The organism is Microbulbifer sp. SH-1 (assembly GCF_011326135.1).
Classification (GTDB): Bacteria; Pseudomonadota; Gammaproteobacteria; order Pseudomonadales; family Cellvibrionaceae; genus Microbulbifer; species Microbulbifer harenosus.
Genome location: NZ_CP046948.1, coordinates 4,076,846 through 4,095,766, shown reverse-complemented (window position 1 = coordinate 4,095,766; position 18,921 = coordinate 4,076,846). Strand labels below are relative to the sequence as shown.

Below are 18,921 nucleotides of genomic sequence, written 5' to 3'. Positions count from 1 at the left end.
AAAACGACTGAGCCTAGGAAATCAATACGTTTTGAAACCCTTTATTCCAGTCACCCAATACCAACTGGAGAGCTTTCCTGATCCGGAGAAAAATTTCTCGTGGGCGTAGGCACGATGTCCGGCGCCACGAGCGAGTTGTTCTGTGCTATATCGCCCAAAACTAATGCAGAAGGCTTTATCTTTCTCGCCTGAGTGTTTCTGTCTACACCTATCAATCCGAACTTGGGCTCGTAACCAGACATCCATTCATAATTGTCAAATAGCGTCCAGTACAAGTACCCGCGGACATCCACGCCATCTTGAATGGCGTGATGCACTCCTTGAAGTGCCTCACGGATAAATTCCGATCTCCGAGTATCATCAAGACCCGCCCAACCATTCTCGGTGATGACAATCGGCGCACCCGTTCTTTCGAATACATACCGACATGTGTTGGCAAGCGCCTGCGGATAATCCTCCCAACCGATCATTGTTCGCGGGGCGCCCTCTGCACCAGTCGCCGAGCCGTCTTTTCGCGCTATCAGGCGCGTGTAGGTTTGTACACCGATGAAATCATCATTCTTCAATGCATCCAGGCACTCATCGTAGAACTGTGCATTTCTCTCATCTCGAAATGCTTCTGCGCCCGATTCAGCCTGCTCATCCTGAATAGACAGCGTTGCGCCAACCTGGCAATTCGGGTGCTGCGCCTTGATCGCATCCCGTGCCAGTGCATGCGCTTTCAGACCTTGTTTTAAGATGGCTTCTCGGGGTGAAAACAGGAAGAAACTGTCAAGACTAGAGCCAAGTGCTGCTTCCGCTGCAGCTTTCAGGTCACCATTCACCGCGGCAACCAACTTCTCTCTCATGAACAACGGCAGATTCAGCTCGTTAATCGTACACGCGTACTGGAATCCACTTAGCTCCCGCGCCACCTTCTCGCAATAGCGCGCAAATCGCTCAGGAAACTTGGCGCTCGTAAGCCCGCCATCACGCGCGACCCAGATCGGCGCTGTAAAATGGTGAAATGTCGGGATTGGTTGCACGCCTCGCTCAAGGCAAGCATTTATACATCGCTGGTAGTGATCAATAGCCGCCCTGGAAAATACCCCCTCGCGCGGCTCAATCCGAGCCCACTCAATCGAGAAACGGTACGCTCTCAGGCCAAGTGCGGCCAACAGAGCAACATCGTCCTCGAATCGGTTCCAGTGATCTATTGCATCACCTGATGGCTCGCGGAAGATAGAGGGTACGGCATGCTCGAGTACCCATGCATCGGAATTGCTGTTGCCGCCCTCAACCTGATGGGCAGCGGTCGCAGCGCCCCAAATAAAACCCTCGGGAAAACCGACTGTCATAAACACCTCTTGATCATCACTTATCATTGTTTGGTTCAAGTCTTGCATTGAGACCTGACATTGCCGTCGTAGAGCCAGGCAATACACCACCGAGACTCTGAAGCTCTAACTGTCCGCAAAACTCCTGACCAGCGGTCATCGGAATTGAACACAATCTCTACATAGTCCCTCACCAGTCAGTCACCGTCAATCATTTTCAGTCATGTAGACACCTCAAATTGTGGTGCGCTCCGCTTCCCAACTTTGGCCTCGCCAAAGTCATAAAGCCCAGAATTCTCCCATTACTCTTAGATGCAACCAGACATATGGTTAAAATCTAGCTAAATCCACCTTTTATCTAGGTTGCTTCGAGATGATTGCTCATGATGCTTTTTGATCGTAGAATCAAGAAAACCTCATGATCACCAACACATCAGCAGCCTTGGCATCCAAAGGCCTGATCGAAAGGATGAATCAAGAATATAAAAAGGGGATATAGGATGAGAGTCCAAGAAGTATTCGAGCCGCCAGTCAATTCAGAACTGATTTTTAGCTGAAAACTTAGAATTTTGTTCAGCCATTGATCATTCGATGGTGGGATAGGCAGTCAGATTCAACTCCTCCTAAGCCCAATCCAACTACGCAGCGGACTGAACAGTCAGCTTCCAGGCCCAACATAAGTAATAACAATTAGCAGGTGGACCCATGCTTAAAGTAAAGACATTGCCCCAAGTACTTGCCGTTGCCAGTTGCCTTGCCGCGTGCACCCCTTCTGGAGATAGCCCAATCCGCCCAACAGTCTCAATCACTCAGACTGACGCCGCTGCAACGATTGACGGCACGGAGCGTTGCGAATCCTTAACCACCGCATCCATCGACAACGGTACGATCGTAGAAACTAAGTACGTCAATGCAGGGGATGAGCTATACAATTTTTTCCAGCGGACAATGATCGGCTTTTTCGTACCTGACTTTGACGGACTGCAGGCCCCCTTGGGATTCTGCCGTGCTACCGCCAAATTGCGGCCCGTCAGCGGTTCCGAGATCACTGTTGAAGCCTGGCTGCCCCAGTATTGGAATGGCAAGCTCTTAGCACTTGGTGGAGGTGGCCTGAACGGTGGGCTTACCGCGACAGCTCCGATGATGATGGCCTCACCTCTCGGCCGGGGATACACAACTTTCGTCACCGATGCGGGTCACGAAGAGAGCGATTCAGGTAAGTTTGCATATGATAATCCTGAGCAACTTACCGATTTTGCTCACCGCGCAAACCACGTAGCAGCCAAGTTTTCCAAAGAGCTGGTCAACGTGTACTACGACGCACAAGCAGAAAAAGCTTACTTCCACGGCTGCTCGAATGGCGGCAGAGATGCTCTCATGGAAGCATCAAGATATCCCGACGACTACGACGGCATTATCGCCGGCGCTCCGGCTTCTTCATGGATCCAACTTACCTCCACATTTGCCTGGCTTGAAACTTCCGTGTTGGGTAGCCCGGAAACCGATAACTTGGAAGAGAAGCTACCACTTATTCAGAATGCAGTGATGGAGAAATGCGACGCTATCGACGGCCTCAAGGATAACCTGATTCAAAACCCCGCAATTTGTGACTTTAATCCTATAGAACTTCAATGCTCGGACGGTGATACATCTAATTGTCTTACTGCTGAGGAAGTTGAAGCAGTAACTAAAATTTACCGAGGGCCAGTTTTCTCGGATGGGAGCCCCTTGTATCCGGGCTTTGCTAAAGGCGGAGAAGCACTCGAAAACAACTGGGACCTTTGGATTACCAAGGAAAATGGTCCTGGCATGCATATGAGCGAAGAGTTCATGAAGTGGGCGGTGCAGCGCGATCCGGAATGGGATGTAACCAAATTCAATCTGGAAAATGACCATAAAAAATTAAAGCAAGTTGAGGCCGTGTTCAATTCCGACAAGCCTGACCTGTCTACCTTCATGAATAATGGAGGCAAATTGCTCATCTATCACGGGTGGAATGATGCTGCAATTTCTCCGCAGGCCACCATCGATTACTACAATAAGGTACAGGAAGTTACTGGACCCATTGCGTCACAGAATACGCGCTTGTTTATGGTTCCAGGTATGCAGCATTGCTTCGGGGGAGACGCACCCACATCTTTTGATACCCTTACAGCACTCGAAGATTGGGTTGAAAAAGATCAGGTTCCCGAGGAATTGGTTGCCACTCAGTTTGAGACCACTCAGATAATACCTGTTCCCGGAAAAACCGTGGTGAGAACACGCCCGCTTTGCTCCTGGCCGAAAGTCGCAACATACGATGGTACTGGCCCTGAGGATGTGGCAAGCAGCTTCCAGTGTAAATAAAAAGCTGAAGGCGGATATTCATCATGAAATGGAAATCCGCCGCCCCTCTCTGCATCTACCTCCATGATCCATCACGCCCCAACCAAAATCTAATAAATTTCTATTGATTGCAACTATTGAAAAATAAGATGAAATTTTTGCTTAACGTAATGGTCACCTGCTCAGTACTGTGCGCGACTTCCCCCAGCCCTTCGCTGGCGAGTGAAGTTAACAACAAGATCATTGAAATTTGGCCTAGTGGCGCACCAGGAGCTGAGAATTGGAGTGGCAGGGAGGAAACCACTACCGAAACATTACCCGCAGGTAAAGTCATCCTGAAGAGAAATGTTTCCACCCCAACACTGACTGTTTTCCCCGCAGCCACGGAGAAAAGAAATAATACATCGATGCTGGTTCTCCCCGGTGGTGCATTTGGTGCTTTGGCATGGGATGTGGAGGGAACTGAGATAGCTCAGTGGCTATCGGAAAGAGGAATCACTGCATTCCTCTTAAAGTATCGCGTTAAATCTTGGCCTGTTTCGGCTGGAGATAACGTACCGATGTCTCTGGATGACCTTATAAAAATCCTTGAGCCGGGGCGTAAAATCGCCGTTGCCGATGCAACACAAGCCATCAAGGTTATTCGCGAGAATTCCGACACGCTTGAGATTGACAGAAATAAAGTAGGGATGATTGGCTTTTCTGCTGGTGCAGTGACAACGATGGGAGTTTTACTGGAGTCACCTCGAAAGAACCAACCTGACTTTGCTGCCCCCATTTACGGAATGACAATGATTTCTGGCACTCCAGCCAAAGATGCACCACCTATTTTTATCGTGGCAGCGCAAGATGACTCAACCATTCCAGTGCAAAGTAGTATTGAAATATTCGAGTTGTGGAATGATATAAATCGACCTTCCGCACTCCACATCTATGAAACAGGTGGTCACGGATTCGGCATGCGGCCGCAGGGAATGCCGATTGACTCTTGGCCACAGGAGTTTGAATCCTGGTTGAGATCACAAGGGTTAATATGAATTCAATTTCACTTTCGATCCATATATTAATAAGCAAGTTGTAGAGTCTACATCTAATGAATGAAAAACCCTTAAAGTCTCATAGCTCAATATCGAACCTTTCATTAATTGGTGTTGGTATTCTGCTCTCCGCAATATGCTTACCAACGACCGCTGATGTCAAAGACGATAGATTCCAGATATTCAAGGAAGAATGTTCTGGATTAGAGGGAAAAACAATTGGCTCTGCAATCATTGATTCCGCAGATATTATTGAGAAGGGAGACAAGATAAAGAGAATCTTTCTTATAAAGAAAATTGTTGCCCCACTTGATCTATGTCGTATTCAAGCAACCACAACTGGCACTTCAGAGATCAAAATCGAGATGTGGCTTCCGCGAGATTGGAATGGAAAAATGCTTGGCCAAGGAGGCGGTGGAATTAACGGTGGCCTTAACAATACAGAGTCAGACCTTGTTAAAGCGGTAGCAAAAGGGTATGCAGGAATAACAAGTAACCTTGGTCATGACGGATCATTATTTTCTCCCGGAAAATGGGCAAATGGAAACAACGATAAAGTAGCTGACTTTGGACACAGAGCCAACCATATCGTTGCTAATGCAGGGAAAAGTATTATTTCTGAGCATTATGGAAAAGCCCCCACTCGCAGCTACTTCCAAGGCTGTTCGGGTGGCGGTCGCGAGGCACTAATGGCAGCACAAATGTATCCTCAGGACTACGACGGTATTATCGCCGGGGCTCCTGCTGGAGATATGAGCGGTCTATTTTCAGCCGGCCTCTGGAACGCAACTCGCGAGTATCGCCTACCAGCTTCCGGGAACTTCACAGACAAGGCTGAGGCTCTTAATGCTGCGGTACTCGAACATTGCGATGAAATCGATGGAGTAAAAGATGGCATAGTTTCCCATCCCCCAGCCTGCGATTTTAGCCCGGAGTCTCTTCGGTGTGCTGAGGGCAATGAGTCTGATTCCTGCCTCACGGATGCGGAGGTTATCGCAGCAAAAGAACTGTATGCCGGAGCCCAGCTTGGTGCTCAAAAGGTGCCCTTTCCAGGCCTCCCCATGGGTAGCGAACTAGGGTGGAAGACGTTTATTACTCCCGGCGGGCTTGGAGCCAAACGGCTAGCTATTCCCTATTTCCGCTGGTTTGTTGCAGGTGATTCGGATTGGGTCATCGAAAACTTTGATGTTCAGAAAGATTATGACAAGGCCAAATCCAAGCTCGGGAGTACTATTGATGCAACCAATCCAGATGTAAGTGGTTTTGTGGAACGCCACGGAAAACTATTGATGACACACGGCTGGGAGGACCCCGCAATCCCCGCCGGTGCATCAATCAAATATTATTCGGACCTTGAATCTGAAATGGGCTCAGAAATAAATGATAGTGCCCGGCTGTTTATGATGCCTGGTGTCGGACATTGTGGCGGTGGCCCAGGCCCCAGCACATTCGATGCATTGAGCGTACTCGATATGTGGGTTGAAGAAGGTACGCCCCCTGATCAAATCGTAGTAAGTAAATTCTCTGATAGTGATCCCGAAGGTAAGCCGGTGATTACGCGACCAATTTGTCCTTGGCCAAAAATCGCCAAGTATAAGGGACACGGAGATAGCGCTGTCGACACAAGCTTTGTATGTACATCTGATGAAGCTGGTGCCGGCATTTAATAGCGTTACATAATTGGATCTGCTCCTGGTAGCTTTGCTATAGGAGCATCCAATCTTTTTTAAAGCCAAATCTCTCCTACCAACTCTTGTTTTCCTGGTCTCGTTAACCAATTTTTGAGTGCGTTGTTTTGTCAAAAATTTCATTTATAAGTTTTCAGGTTCCCTTCCTTCGCAAGCGCATTTGCAGTCTAGCCAGCTTTGCACCGCTGGCATTGGTTATGCTCCATTCAGGGTGTGATTCCAGTAGTACATCTGCAGGGCGCTCGGCGGAAGTAGCACCCGATCAACTTTTAGTGGAGTTCGCTAGTCCACCCTCTCACACATTACCTCGCGTATGGTGGCACTGGATGGATGGCAACGTCACCAAAGAGGGGATCACGAAAGATCTGGACTGGATGACGCGGGTCGGAATTGGAGGAATACAGTACTTCGACGGATCACTGGAGACCCCCCAAATCGTTGAGACTCGTGTGCCCTTCCTTAGTGACTCATGGCGCACGGTGATCCGTCACGCAGTCAACGAGGCTGAAACGCACAATCTCGAGTTTACTATTGCCAGCTCCCCAGGCTGGAGCGAGACAGGCGGCCCTTGGGTACGCCCCGAGCAGGCAATGAAGAAGCTGGCATGGAGCGAAACCGAGATCCAAGGTGGTCAGTCAATATCTCAGCTGCTGCCTTTACCTCCGAGCACAAGTGGCCCATTTCAGGATATCCCCGGCGGAGGCTCTGAACCCTCCAAAGTGCCTCCTGCCGATCTCCCAATGCTCTATCGCGATAGCCGAGTAATTGCGTACCGCATACCGACTGCCGATCAGAATAGAGAAGCGCAAATCACTTCCTCAAGTCCACTGGACATCACTCGACTGCAAGAAGGGGGGCGAACCCATTTCCAAAAGCTTGAAATAGACCCAGAACAACTCGCGTGGGTCGATTTTGGGTATTCGAAGCCAGTAACAATGCGTGCAGTTGAACTCGTACTGCAACCCGGACAACGCATCGGGCCGATTTACCCATCGTGGCCAAGAGGTCGTATTGAGGCAAGCGACGATGGCCAAAGGTATTGGAAAGTCGCCGAGCTCCCGGCTCGCGGCGCACCACAGCAAACTGTTGCCTTTCCTGCGACCACGGCACAGCACTTTCGCTTGGCCCTTGAACCACGTTTCAGCCCATTTCCAGTAAAGGCCTTTGCTCCCCCTGAAATGCTGATCACTGCGCATGAAATAGCCAGGATCAAATTTGTTTCGGAGGCTCGTGTTCACCGGTTTGAAGACAAGGCTGGATGGTCCACGATTCCAGGACTCAGCGAAGTACAGACGCCACCAGCCGATGCGGATTCCGTCGTGCAGGCTAATGACGTCCTGGATATCAGTGACAAGATGGAGGCTGACGGCACCCTCCGTTGGGCAGCTCCGGAAGGCCGATGGCGTATCCTCCGGATGGGGTGGTCGCTCACTGGCAAGCAGAACAATCCGGCTTCCGAAGAGGGGACGGGGCTCGAGGTTGATAAGCTCAACAGGAAGCACGTGAAGGCTTATATGGACGCCTATCTCGGTATCTACGAGCAGGCTGTCGGCCAAGCCAATATGGGGGAGCGCGGGATTCGCTACATGCTCAATGACAGCTATGAAGCCATGGCCGCCAACTGGACCGATGACATGCTGGAGGAGTTCAAGCACCGCCGGGGCTACAGCCCCACACCGTGGCTGCCCGTGCTGACAGGGCGGATCGTAAATAGCGCTGAAGAAAGTGATCGTTTCCTCTGGGATTACCGCCGGACGCTCGCTGACCTCATCGCCGAAGAGCACTACGGAACGATCTCAGACGAGCTTCACGCCCGCGGAATGGGCCGCTATGGCGAATCCCATGAAGCCCTGCGCGCATTCGTCGGCGATGGTATGGAAGTGAAGAAAACTGCCGATGTACCGATGGGCGCCACTTGGGCCATGCCGAATCTTCCCAGGCAGCTTCCAGATTTACGTGAATCGGCCTCAGTCGCACATCTCTATGGGCAGAACATTGTCGCAGCGGAGTCATTCACCGGGCTCTTTCCTGCATACGGCTTCGATCCTGCGCGACTGAAGCCAATCGCGGATAAAATGATGGCGAACGGCGTAAACCGGTTCGTGATACATACCTCAGCCCACCAGCCCGATGATGCTCCAGGACCTGGTATCGGTTTGGGGGCTGTAGGGCAATGGTTCACACGCAAGGAAACCTGGGCAGAGATGGCCCGTCCGTGGATGGAATATCTCGCCCGGTCAAGTTACCTCCTACAGCAAGGCCGGTTCTCCGCCGATATCGCCTGGTTCTATGGAGAGGACGACAACATCACAGCACTCTATGATGAGCGACCTCCGACCGTTCCGAAGGGCTATGCATTTGACTTCGTCAATGCAGATGCGATTCGTTCCCTGCTGTTCATGGAAAACAAAAATCTGGTGGCGCCCAGTGGCGCTACGTATCGCTTGCTCGCCATCGATCCCAATGTACAGCGGATCACGCTAGCGACTTTACGCAAGCTCGATGCGCTTTCCACTGCGGGGCTGGTCATAGCTGGGCCCAAGCCCACACACTCTCCCAGCTTGGCGGACGACACCGGTGAATTTTCCACGCTTACCGAAGCCATATGGAGTAGGAAAGGTCAGACCTTTCTAACAATTGAAGCGGCAGTCTCGTCGTTAAAGCTTGAACCAGACGTGAAGTTCGAAGGAGAAGAACTGTCTTTCGTTCACCGGAAACTGTTGGATGGTGATCTCTATTTCATCGCAAACTTGAGTGATGAAGATTTCGACGCAGTGGCCTCATTCAGGGTTACCGAAAAGACTCCTGAAGTCTGGCGGGCAGACAGCGGCACGGTAGAAACTACTAGTTATGACATCATCGACAGTCGCACAAATGTTCCGCTGACACTTACCGCGCACGACGCGATCTTCGTGATGTTCCGGAAGTCTGCAAGTGCGACAGCGCATCATATGCCTGCAATTAAGCACACAACACTACAAACCCTAACTGGGCCCTGGCAGCTCAGTTTCCCTGACGATCGGGGCACACCACGTACAGTAATCTTTGACAATCTGTACTCATGGACAGAAAGCGAGTCCGCAGGTATTCGCTATTTCTCTGGGACTGCCCGATATAGCAAGACGGTATCAATTGACAAGATATCAAAGGGAGAGCGCCTCCTGATCGACCTCGGGAACGTCGCCAATGTCGCGGAAGTCACAGTCAACGGAAGTACTGCAGGTATTGCGTGGAAAGCTCCATATCAATTAGACATTACCGAACTCGCACATGAGGGTAATAACCAGATTGAAATCGCGGTTGCAAATCTTTGGCCCAATCGACTTATCGGCGATCGGCAGCCCGATGCGAAACGTCAATATGCGCAAGCCGCGTACAACCCTTTTGATGAAAACAGTCCACTACAACCCTCCGGATTGTTGGGTCCTGTCCGCTTACTGACAGAAGAACGATAGGGGAACAAATTTAGATAAGAGATCCGGCTTCCCGATCATCGAAATAGGCATGTTTACCTGATCATTGCGAAACTCGAAATTTGCAGAGCAGTACCATCACAATGATTTCAACTATTTCTGACCGAGGAAGCTTGCGGCAACCCAGAATATAATATTCGCGCGGTTCTAGACCATTTAGTTTTTCGGATTCAAATTAACTTAACGCTAACTCACTGGCCTTAGCGCACTTCAGAGTACTGAAAAATAACAGGATTATCCGTCGAATTAATCAGCTCTGCATTGAGAATGATCGATTAATGCACCTGAACAAAACTCAGGCGCGGGTGAAATTTATTAACCTGCTGGCCAGTTAACGAAAACTATGCGTTGTTTTGATAGACGCCCCCCAAACTACATCGCGTAATCTGGTTGGGAAGATGGGATTGCCCGACGGTCACCAAGAAGCCTGACTTGCGGCAGATCTTCAATCCTTACCCTTAGTTGGTTGGAATTTGCCTCCTTGAAATGTGCCAACTGTCACCTTTCCAAGATCGTCAATACGCTCCAATTCGCCCGGATGTGTCTTGGATGCCTGATAGCGGACGGAGGCTCCTGTAACCGAACTTGCCAAGTCTCCACTGTTCTGCGCTGCTTCCACAGCATCGAACACTTGCTTTGGGTCTGGAGTTACATAGGGCTTAACTTTCAACGTCAGTTGGACGCCTCCGGTGACAAGCAGCGTGATGTCGCTGGGTGTAAGAAAGCGTGATGCGACCCGGCCAATGCGCGCCCAGTATTCGATTTGTTCTGCTACAGAACGCGATTCGATGAGCGCTGCGTGCGCGGCACTATCCATAAGATCCTGATCCAGACGTATAGGGCTTGCGGTCTTACCCATAACAATCTCCAGCGGTTATAATTATCTATAATATCGGCTATACATATTTTCTCCAATGACACCACTCGCTAAAAATTCGATCGATGTCCACGATTAAAAATTTCCTGCCCAAATTTTAATACTGCAACGCCGAAAGTGTGAGTTAACATGCTAATTAGATACTCCATACGGACATTGGATACGCACCGCGGATATGATGTAAAAAATTATCATTTGGTGCATTAATTCTTTAGCTTCTCGACAATTCTCGCGGCAGCCACTCTCCGGAGTTGTCAGCCGAAGTCTGACCGCTCAATTCGTTTTAGTACATCCATTATTCTTTCGCGCCCATCCTTGCGGGGTAATAAGACGATCGGCGTGCACCCTAGCGCGGGTACGATAGTCTTAATCCAGTGCTTTGCATGATTTTCATTTTCAAACACCCGTAATACAGCCGTCCAAACATCAAGCATCGCGCAAATTTCTTCGTTCTTGAAATTTCTGTCGCCATCCGGGAGTTCGCGTCCTACTGGTACCTCATCAATCCATTCCTTTTCACTGCGCATCAACTTGACGTCAGGGCTTCCTTCGATCAGAGCCTCAATTGTCAGCCCCTCTGTAGCGCCATACTGATCGAGGTAATCGCGCACCATATACATCCCGAGCATTCCTTGACGCTCGATAACCTTCAGCGGAGGCAAACCGTCGAAGGCTTTATTAGGTTGCGAAATCCACCGATATGCTAAATCTCGATTCTGCGGAAACAGTACTCGGAGGGATTTGTGTATCCCCAGTAGGATGTTGGCGCGCTCAAGCTTATCCCTGTCTATGGAGAAAGAATGTTTTAAGTACTTCCCAAGCTCGGTGTCGCTGGTATCAGACAGCCCCAGTACCGTTAGTTGTTGGCTAAGAGTTAGTCGCCAATGTCCAAACAGTCGGAGCAGCATTTCAGCGGTTTGATGTGTATTTTCACGCGGTCCACTCATGGAGAAATGTCCTCATTCGGCTAACTCGAGGCATAAAAATGGTAGCCCTAATACGCCTCCCAGTTCAGGTTTCATGAATTGTGTTACCTACCCGTCTATTTTTCATCTCTCCCAGGATTAGCCTGCCCAACTATCAGGATGCTTGGCCGCCATTCAGATGGCGACTAAAGGACAAAGCGAATAAGCCCAATATAGAGTCGTGCGGTGGCCCAAAGGGAAAAGGAACTTCTTTTCCTTGGGACAGTGAGACGGATGTCAGAAAATCGAAAAGCAACGAGCGGGATCTTCCATGTATGTAGTGACGCAGCGGTCGGGCTCCCTCTAGCCTACTGCCGAACGCATCAATTGCATGCCCGCTAATCGTATACCGTGACTCCACGTCTGGGGGCTGCCCTTGCGGTGCCGGAATCAAAAAGCCCGTATCTACTAACCAATGTCGCGTCAGGATGGATTCACTGGGTACCTGTTTTACGTCTTCGGGCCTAAGCCCAGTGCCACCCATTCCCGGACCTCATCGCGGCCAGCCTAGCTTTGCCTATGTGAAACCCTCAGCGCCAAATCAGCGCCTTTATCATGAAGATGGAAGCGAAAAATCCAGCACGTGGTGCCGCAGTTCCTTAACTCAGGTTCAAACGCTCTTCATCAGTATCGAGAACAGTCAAAGGATCTGCGAAAGCTATGTAGCTCTAAATGACAACTTTGGAGTGCTTTAAATCCCTAATTGGGGTCCATCAATTAACACTTCCGCTCAGATACCTGATTTTTCTGGGGCTTTAGGGGGGTAGGCACCTTATCGCGACACTCACAAATAAATTCAAGCAGCGGAAAGATCTTGGCGCCATTTACTCCAACTGCCGCTCGATATTGACGACCAAAGATCGCCGATGACCAATTATGATTGACTATGGTTGATTCAGAAGTTAGCTTGTTCATTGGAAGCCGCCTGCTGATTTAGCAGTAAAGTTTTATCAAAAAGATGGTCAACAGCGGTTTCTTGATTGGCAAGGATGAACGAAGCGTCCTGATGGAATTATCTGTGCGCTGCTATGGGCAGCAAGAATTTTTATGCTGTTGATAATTGGAGGGCACAAGAGGGTAGCGGTTTTCTTCGCCAAATAACTAAATAGCGATGTATAGAGAAGTAAAACATACGGAGAATAAAATAATGAGAAGTAATACCGTAAAGCTGTGTATGAAAGTTGGTGCCCTATCGGGTCTTTTCATCACAGGTCTTTTTTCGGGTGTTGCAAACGCCCAAAACACTCCCCCTGCTGTAAGTTGTGCAGAGTTAATTGGCCTGCAAGTCCAAACAGGCGTTGTGACCAACGCTGTTCGAGTATCTCAGGGAGACTCGATTACCGCTGGAAATATCTGGGGTGGTGTTCCTGTCGACGCAGCGGCTGATTTTTGCCGCGTAAGCATGGTGCTGACTCCCACATCCAGTTCAGAAATCAATGTTGATGTCTGGTTGCCGGATGCCTGGAACGAAAAAATGTTCGCATACGGCGGGGGTGGCTACTCCGGTGGACTTGGCCAAAGTGAAGAGGGTATGAACGACGGCTTGGCTCGGGGATATGTGGCTGCGACAAGTGATTTGGGGCATGAAGCCGGCGCAAGTGTGGAATGGGCACTCAACCAGCCAGAGAAAGTCGTCGACTTTGGTCACCGAGCCAACCACTTGGTTTCAGTCACAGCCAAACAAGTAATCAACGACTACTACGGAATTCCTGCGAGCCGAGCATATTTCCAAGGCTGTTCGGGCGGTGGCAGAGAGGCTTTGATGGAAGTCAGCCGCTATCCTCAGGACTACGATGGTGTCATTGCAGGCGCTCCGCCGATGCATTGGGGTGAACTTATGTCCAGCCAGATCTGGCGTGGACAAGTCGCTTTCTGGGCCCCAAACCTACTTAACAAAATGAGCGCAATCAACGCTGCGGTCATGAATAAGTGCGATGCCCTAGATGGCGTAACTGATGGTGTACTTGAAAATCCACAGAACTGTAACTTTGATCCTGCGGTAATCAAGTGCGGCTTTTTTAGTAATAATTCCTGCCTGACCAATCAGGAAATCAGTGCACTAAGAAAAATTTACGCGGGGCCAAAGCTCTCCAATGGTGAGCAAGTCATTCCCGGTTTGGCCGTTGGTAGTGAAGGAATGGGATGGGCGGCTGCCGCTCTTACTGACTTGGCGGGAGGCGAGCAATACTACAAGTATATGGTGTACAACAACTCTTGGTGGAGTGGTTTTGGTTTCAACCTCGATACCGACTACCCCAACTCACGTGCGCTTGTACAACCGATTGTAAACTCCGATGACCCTGACATTAGCGCGTTCGCTCAGAATGGTGGCAAGCTCATCATTTATCACGGTTGGAATGACGCTATCGTACCTGGCGCTAACTCGGTACGTTATTATGAATCGGTCGCGAATGCGTTAGGTCCAAACGTTCAAGATAATGTGCGACTTTTCATGATGCCGGGGCAGCAACATTGTGCAGGTAGTTTTGACGCTGTACAGCACCTTGAAAATTGGGTCGAGCAGGGACAAGCTCCTGATCGGATTGTGGTGACAGATGAAGGATCAACATCCAACCATCCGGCGTGCCCGTGGCCGCAAACTGCACATTACAATGGTTCAGGATCGTCGACCGATGCCGCGAGCTATAGCTGTATGTAGTAATTGACGTTTAACTGTATCTCTCAGGATGCAGGAGCTGGTAGTCCGGATATTGTTATCCGGACTACCAGCTCCCACTTGATCACATAACCGATCGAGACTCTATAAATACTTTATCCGACAGGTGCGATCAAATATCTTTGATCTGTTGGCGGATTAATTATGTACATATCCATAACCCGCATTATCAATAAATTTGATATGGTTCGCTCGTGTTCACCCTTCAGACACGACCACCATCGACAATCAGTTGCTGCCCGGTAATCGCCCGTGATGCACGGGAAGCCAAAAATAATGCTGACTCCACTAGATCCTCACCCTCGAGCGCAAATTTGAGGCTCTGCTCGGCCAGGCATTCTTCCAGTGCCTCCTCGGTAACCCATAGGCGCTTCTGCCGCTCAGTCATAATCCAGCCGGGAATCAGTGTATTCACACGGATATTCTTCGCGCCGAGCTCACGTGCGGCCGCCCGTGTAAGGCCGACTATGGCCGTTTTTGCGGTCACATAAGCCGGGTAGCCGGCCAGGGCCAAGTTGGCAGAAATAGATCCTAAGTTGATGATACTGCCCGCACCGGCCTTTTCCATCTCCCGCTCTGCCCACTGTAGAGCGAAGAATTGCGGACGTAGATTCGTATTCAGTGCGTCGTCCCACTCCTCAACGGTGAGATTGCCGATGGAGTGTCGGGTATCCCGTGCAGCGTTATTGACCAACACATCCAGACCACCGAGCTTCGAAACCATATCATCCATGGCGGCCTTTAATGCATCCAAGTCACGAATATCGCAAGCTTTAAAATGTGGGCGGATCCCGGTACGCGTCTCTATCTGGTCGCACAGCAATTGTGCCGGTGCTTCACGTAAAGACACGAAGGCCACTTGAGCACCCTGTAGTGCAAAAGCCGCGGTCAGATAGGCACCTATTCCTGAGCCTCCTCCCGTGATAAATACTCGCTTTCCCTCAAGGTCCCGATATCGAGTGACCTTCTCCAGCTCACCACTGGAAAATACTTGGTCAAAATCGTCAAGCTGGTTCGAAGTCATAGAATTATCTTCTCTATTGATGTGGGCGTGGGCTCAATTTTATCCAGAGCCCCAAAGCAGTTGATTTGGTCAATCCAGAGAGTTTCTACAGACGGAACTGCTGGCACGTGATCTGCACAGACCATGACTTTGGCTTATGTATAGGAATTTTCGCTCTTAACTGGATGTGAAAAGCTCAGAAAAATTTATACGGATAGGGATGTGAATCCCTCCCGATTTTCGTTGACTTAGTCCCTTTCGGAATCAGTGTGACTCCCGCGAGACATCGTCTCCAGAGCCACCTACAAGGAACTCAAGGTCTGCTCCTCGATCTGCTTGTAGTACAGTGTCCACGTAGAGTTTTGCGTAGCCTCGCTGATAAGTAGATAGCGGTTTGTTGCCTTGCCAATTATCTAAGCGTGACCGCAGTTCCTCTTCAGAGATCTTGAGGTTAAGACTCCTGGCCTCACCATTAAACTCAATTAGATCTCCATTCTGCACAACGGCCAGCGGGCCGCCAGCACTGGCTTCCGGTGCTACGTGAAGGATTACAGAGCCGAACGCAGTGCCGCTCATGCGTGCGTCCGATATCCGAAGCATGTCTTTGACACCTTTTTCAAGGAGTTTTTTCGGCAGTGCCATGTTGCCAACTTCGGGCATACCAGGGTAGCCCTTAGGACCGCAGCCCTTAAGAACCATGATGCAATGTTCGTCGATATCCAGATCCGGTAGGTCCTTCCGAGCGTGGTAATCCTCGATAGACTCGAATACCACCGCGCGGCCAGTGTGATTCAATAATTCTGGCGATGCTGCATTGGGTTTTATAATTGCCCCTTGAGGACAAAGATTTCCGCGCAATACCCAGATACCAGAGTTCGCCTTTACAGGGTTGTCAATATCGCGGATGACCTCGTGGTTGTAACACTCGGCATTTTCAATCTGTTCACCGAGGCTGATGCCGCTAACGGTATTTACTGTCAGATTGAGATAGCCTCGCACCTTTTTCATCACCGCGGGTAGGCCACCCGCATAATGGTAATCTTCCATCAGGAACCGCCCCGAAGGCATCAGGTCTACGATCAACGGTAAGTCGCGACTGTAGCGATCAAAGTCTTCAAGCTGAAGATCGATTTCCAGTCGCCCGGCCAATGCGAGCAGATGCATTACTGTGTTGGTAGAACCTCCAACCGCCGCGTTCACCTTGATGGCATTGATAAGAGAATCTCTAGTGACAATGTCCTTCATCCGTACACCATCATGTACGAGCCGGACAATTTCACGACCACTCATGTGCGCCATAGCTTGGCGGCGCGCGTCAACCGCCGGAATTGAGCCATTATATGGAAGGCATAGCCCCATAGCTTCGACCAAGTTCGACACTGTAGAGGCGGTTCCCATAGTCATACACACACCGCGGGAGCGCGACATACTACTTTCAGCCGCGATGAAATCTTCCTGGCTCATTTCTCCAGCTCGGACGGCTTCGGAAAACTTCCATACGTCTGTCCCAGAGCCAATATCTCTTCCACGGAACTTACCATTGAGCATTGGTCCGGAGGAGACGACGATAGTCGGCAAATTGACACTGGCTGCGCCCATCAACTGCCCAGGAGTAGTTTTGTCACAGCCTCCAAGAAGAACGACACCATCAATCGGGTTACCACGAATTGATTCCTCAACATCCATGGACAGCAGATTACGAAAGAGCATGGCGGTAGGGCGCATTTGCGTCTCACCAAGACTTGTTACCGGAAACTCCAGGGGTAAGCCACCGGCCTCCCAAATACCGCGCTTTACATATTCAGCGAGTTCTCTCAAACCTGAATTACAAGGCGTTATTTCTGACCAGGTATTACATATACCAATAACAGGACGACCATCAAAGCAATGATCCGGATACCCCTGTGCCTTCATCCACGAGCGGTGAATAAATCCATCTTTGTCCAATTTTCCATAGCTCAATTGGCTGCGGCGCTTACTCTTGTTAGAACTCATAAATCCAATTCTATAAAAGGCCCGTTAAACAAAATTCCAATGCTGACTACCAACCATAAATAGGGTTAAGTGGTGGAGGCATTACCCGGAAGGCTGTCGTTATTATTTGCGAAGTCACGATTGACCTCTCGAGAATCAAGTGCTTCCACAAGTTCGAGATGTGTCTTCTGATTAATGGGATATGCCCAGATTGCGACGACACTCGCCAGAAATAGTAGCAATGGCCCACCGCCATAAATAGAGACAATGCCCTGGAGCGTACCTTCAGATTGCGGCTGATTTGCAATATATCCGATAGAATCAAGAAAAACGCCGATGAGGCCAGTACCAAGTCCAAGAGCGACTTTCTGAGCGAAGGCAATGAGACCAAAAATTGCACCCTCCGCACGCACACCAGTCTTCCATTGGCCATACTCGACAGTATCTGGAAGCATTGACCAGAACGTCAAAATAAACCCGGCATTACCTATGCCAATTAAGAACAGCAGTGACCAAAGAAGTAGGCCTTCCTTTGGAGCAACGAGTAAAAATACCAGATAACACAGGATATTGATGGCAACACTGGCAATCCACACCAATCGCTTACTGGTCTTGCGAGAAATCAGAACCCACGGAACCATCGCCAACGCAGCAGCACCCAGTGTGACAACCAGACCGGTAGTTACCGCCGCCTCCGATCCAGCCCAATATTTCAAGTAATAGATTAACGCCTTTCCTGACATGGTGTAGCCAGTAGCGCCGAGTATGGTAGCGATAAAAAGAAGAAGAAATGGCCGGTTAATCCCCAGCATCTTGATCATTTCTTTAGCACTTGGGTGGCTTTCGCTCTCAGCCTTTACAACCTCCTTTGTTGTTGAAAAGCAGAACAGCAATATGAGTGTCGCTATCGATGCATATACGATAGACAGGTAGAAAAATCCAACTTTTCCTCCCCCAAGTGTATTGGACAGAGGAAGAGTTAATGCTGCTAACATCAATCCACAGATGATTGCAAAAATCATTCGCGCGGCAGCCAGCTTACCGCGCGTATCACTACTCCGTGTCATTTGAGCAGACATAGCGATGTATGGAATGTTTACCACAGTAAATAATGTGCGATAGATAAGATGTGTTACGAAGCAATAAACAACCAGTGCTGTACCGGTAAGTCCTGTCGGAACAAACATCGCAACTATGGATATGGCTAGGGGAATACATCCAAACAAGAGGTAAGGACGATACTTCCCCCATTTTGTCGAGGTTCGATTGGCAATCATGCCAATAATTGGATCCGTAAAGCCTTCCCATGCCAGGGCGATCATTATGATCATGCCGGCCACACTGGCCTTTATCTCGAGAATGTCAGTGTAGAAATAAAGTAGAAAAAGTGAACAGAATGTAAAGCTTAGATTGAACGCAAAATCACCAAAACCATAACTTATGATTCTTCCGATGCCCGGTTCTGACGTATTCTTTTGTGTATTAGCCGACATCAAAAATGACCTCTCGCAATGTAAGGCTTAAATGATAACGCTCACTTAAGCACAAAATTATTCTTCAATGGTTTGTGCTAGTTAAACTACCTG

Annotated in this window: 11 protein-coding genes; 5 read left to right on the top strand and 6 right to left on the bottom strand. The window is 49.6% G+C overall.

Annotation, left to right across the window (positions count from 1 at the left end; all coding sequences use genetic code 11):
* Positions 1 to 50: 50 nt before the first annotated feature.
* Positions 51 to 1,337, bottom strand: a complete 1,287-nt coding sequence (locus tag GNX18_RS16890) for a glycoside hydrolase family 1 protein (RefSeq protein ID WP_166219601.1) — start codon at positions 1,335 to 1,337, stop codon at positions 51 to 53.
* A 684-nt stretch (positions 1,338 to 2,021) separates the two neighbouring features.
* On the opposite strand from GNX18_RS16890, the gene GNX18_RS16885 reads away from it, so the two are divergent.
* From GNX18_RS16885 to GNX18_RS16870, 4 genes are all read left to right on the top strand, one after another.
* Complete coding sequence (locus GNX18_RS16885; protein WP_166219599.1) at positions 2,022 to 3,662, top strand: tannase/feruloyl esterase family alpha/beta hydrolase; 1,641 nt, start codon at positions 2,022 to 2,024, stop codon at positions 3,660 to 3,662.
* 128 nt (positions 3,663 to 3,790) lie between these two features.
* Positions 3,791 to 4,678, top strand: a complete 888-nt coding sequence (locus tag GNX18_RS16880; protein ID WP_166219597.1) for an alpha/beta hydrolase — start codon at positions 3,791 to 3,793, stop codon at positions 4,676 to 4,678.
* A 56-nt stretch (positions 4,679 to 4,734) separates the two neighbouring features.
* Positions 4,735 to 6,345: a tannase/feruloyl esterase family alpha/beta hydrolase gene (locus GNX18_RS16875; protein WP_166219595.1), complete on the top strand. Its 1,611-nt coding sequence runs from the start codon at positions 4,735 to 4,737 to the stop codon at positions 6,343 to 6,345.
* Between the two features lie 218 nt (positions 6,346 to 6,563).
* Entirely contained in the window at positions 6,564 to 9,821 is a 3,258-nt protein-coding gene (locus tag GNX18_RS16870) for a glycosyl hydrolase (protein ID WP_256367394.1), read from the top strand.
* Positions 9,822 to 10,284: 463 nt separating this feature from the next.
* On the opposite strand, the gene GNX18_RS16865 is transcribed toward GNX18_RS16870, so the two are convergent.
* Complete coding sequence (locus tag GNX18_RS16865; RefSeq protein WP_166219591.1) at positions 10,285 to 10,698, bottom strand: hypothetical protein; 414 nt, start codon at positions 10,696 to 10,698, stop codon at positions 10,285 to 10,287.
* Between the two features lie 272 nt (positions 10,699 to 10,970).
* Positions 10,971 to 11,663 (bottom strand): MbcA/ParS/Xre antitoxin family protein, encoded by a 693-nt coding sequence (locus tag GNX18_RS16860; protein ID WP_166219590.1) that lies wholly within the window; start codon positions 11,661 to 11,663, stop codon positions 10,971 to 10,973.
* Between the two features lie 1,165 nt (positions 11,664 to 12,828).
* Between GNX18_RS16860 and GNX18_RS16855 the strand changes: the two genes are divergently transcribed.
* On the top strand, positions 12,829 to 14,340 hold the full coding sequence (locus GNX18_RS16855; RefSeq protein WP_166219588.1) for a tannase/feruloyl esterase family alpha/beta hydrolase: 1,512 nt from the start codon (positions 12,829 to 12,831) through the stop codon (positions 14,338 to 14,340).
* Between the two features lie 223 nt (positions 14,341 to 14,563).
* Here GNX18_RS16855 and GNX18_RS16850 read toward each other — a convergent pair whose 3' ends face one another.
* The 3 genes from GNX18_RS16850 to GNX18_RS16840 form a co-directional block, all read right to left on the bottom strand.
* Positions 14,564 to 15,382, bottom strand: a complete 819-nt coding sequence (locus GNX18_RS16850; protein WP_166219586.1) for an SDR family NAD(P)-dependent oxidoreductase — start codon at positions 15,380 to 15,382, stop codon at positions 14,564 to 14,566.
* A 243-nt stretch (positions 15,383 to 15,625) separates the two neighbouring features.
* Positions 15,626 to 17,356 (bottom strand): IlvD/Edd family dehydratase, encoded by a 1,731-nt coding sequence (locus tag GNX18_RS16845; protein ID WP_166219584.1) that lies wholly within the window; start codon positions 17,354 to 17,356, stop codon positions 15,626 to 15,628.
* Between the two features lie 65 nt (positions 17,357 to 17,421).
* Positions 17,422 to 18,828 carry an MFS transporter gene (locus tag GNX18_RS16840; protein WP_166219582.1) on the bottom strand — a complete coding sequence of 469 codons (1,407 nt, stop codon included), beginning with the start codon at positions 18,826 to 18,828 and terminating at the stop codon, positions 17,422 to 17,424.
* Between the last annotated feature and the right edge of the window lie 93 nt (positions 18,829 to 18,921).

What these genes read in the sequence shown, in the direction of transcription:
- GNX18_RS16890 (WP_166219601.1), bottom strand. Translation starts at nt 1,337, where the DNA reads ATGACAGTCGGTTTTCCCGAGGGTTTTATTTGGGGCGCTGCGACCGCT.
- GNX18_RS16885 (WP_166219599.1), top strand. Translation starts at nt 2,022, where the DNA reads ATGCTTAAAGTAAAGACATTGCCCCAAGTACTTGCCGTTGCCAGTTGC.
- GNX18_RS16880 (WP_166219597.1), top strand. Translation starts at nt 3,791, where the DNA reads ATGAAATTTTTGCTTAACGTAATGGTCACCTGCTCAGTACTGTGCGCG.
- GNX18_RS16875 (WP_166219595.1), top strand. Translation starts at nt 4,735, where the DNA reads ATGAATGAAAAACCCTTAAAGTCTCATAGCTCAATATCGAACCTTTCA.
- GNX18_RS16870 (WP_256367394.1), top strand. Translation starts at nt 6,564, where the DNA reads ATGCTCCATTCAGGGTGTGATTCCAGTAGTACATCTGCAGGGCGCTCG.
- GNX18_RS16865 (WP_166219591.1), bottom strand. Translation starts at nt 10,698, where the DNA reads ATGGGTAAGACCGCAAGCCCTATACGTCTGGATCAGGATCTTATGGAT.
- GNX18_RS16860 (WP_166219590.1), bottom strand. Translation starts at nt 11,663, where the DNA reads ATGAGTGGACCGCGTGAAAATACACATCAAACCGCTGAAATGCTGCTC.
- GNX18_RS16855 (WP_166219588.1), top strand. Translation starts at nt 12,829, where the DNA reads ATGAGAAGTAATACCGTAAAGCTGTGTATGAAAGTTGGTGCCCTATCG.
- GNX18_RS16850 (WP_166219586.1), bottom strand. Translation starts at nt 15,382, where the DNA reads ATGACTTCGAACCAGCTTGACGATTTTGACCAAGTATTTTCCAGTGGT.
- GNX18_RS16845 (WP_166219584.1), bottom strand. Translation starts at nt 17,356, where the DNA reads ATGAGTTCTAACAAGAGTAAGCGCCGCAGCCAATTGAGCTATGGAAAA.
- GNX18_RS16840 (WP_166219582.1), bottom strand. Translation starts at nt 18,828, where the DNA reads ATGTCGGCTAATACACAAAAGAATACGTCAGAACCGGGCATCGGAAGA.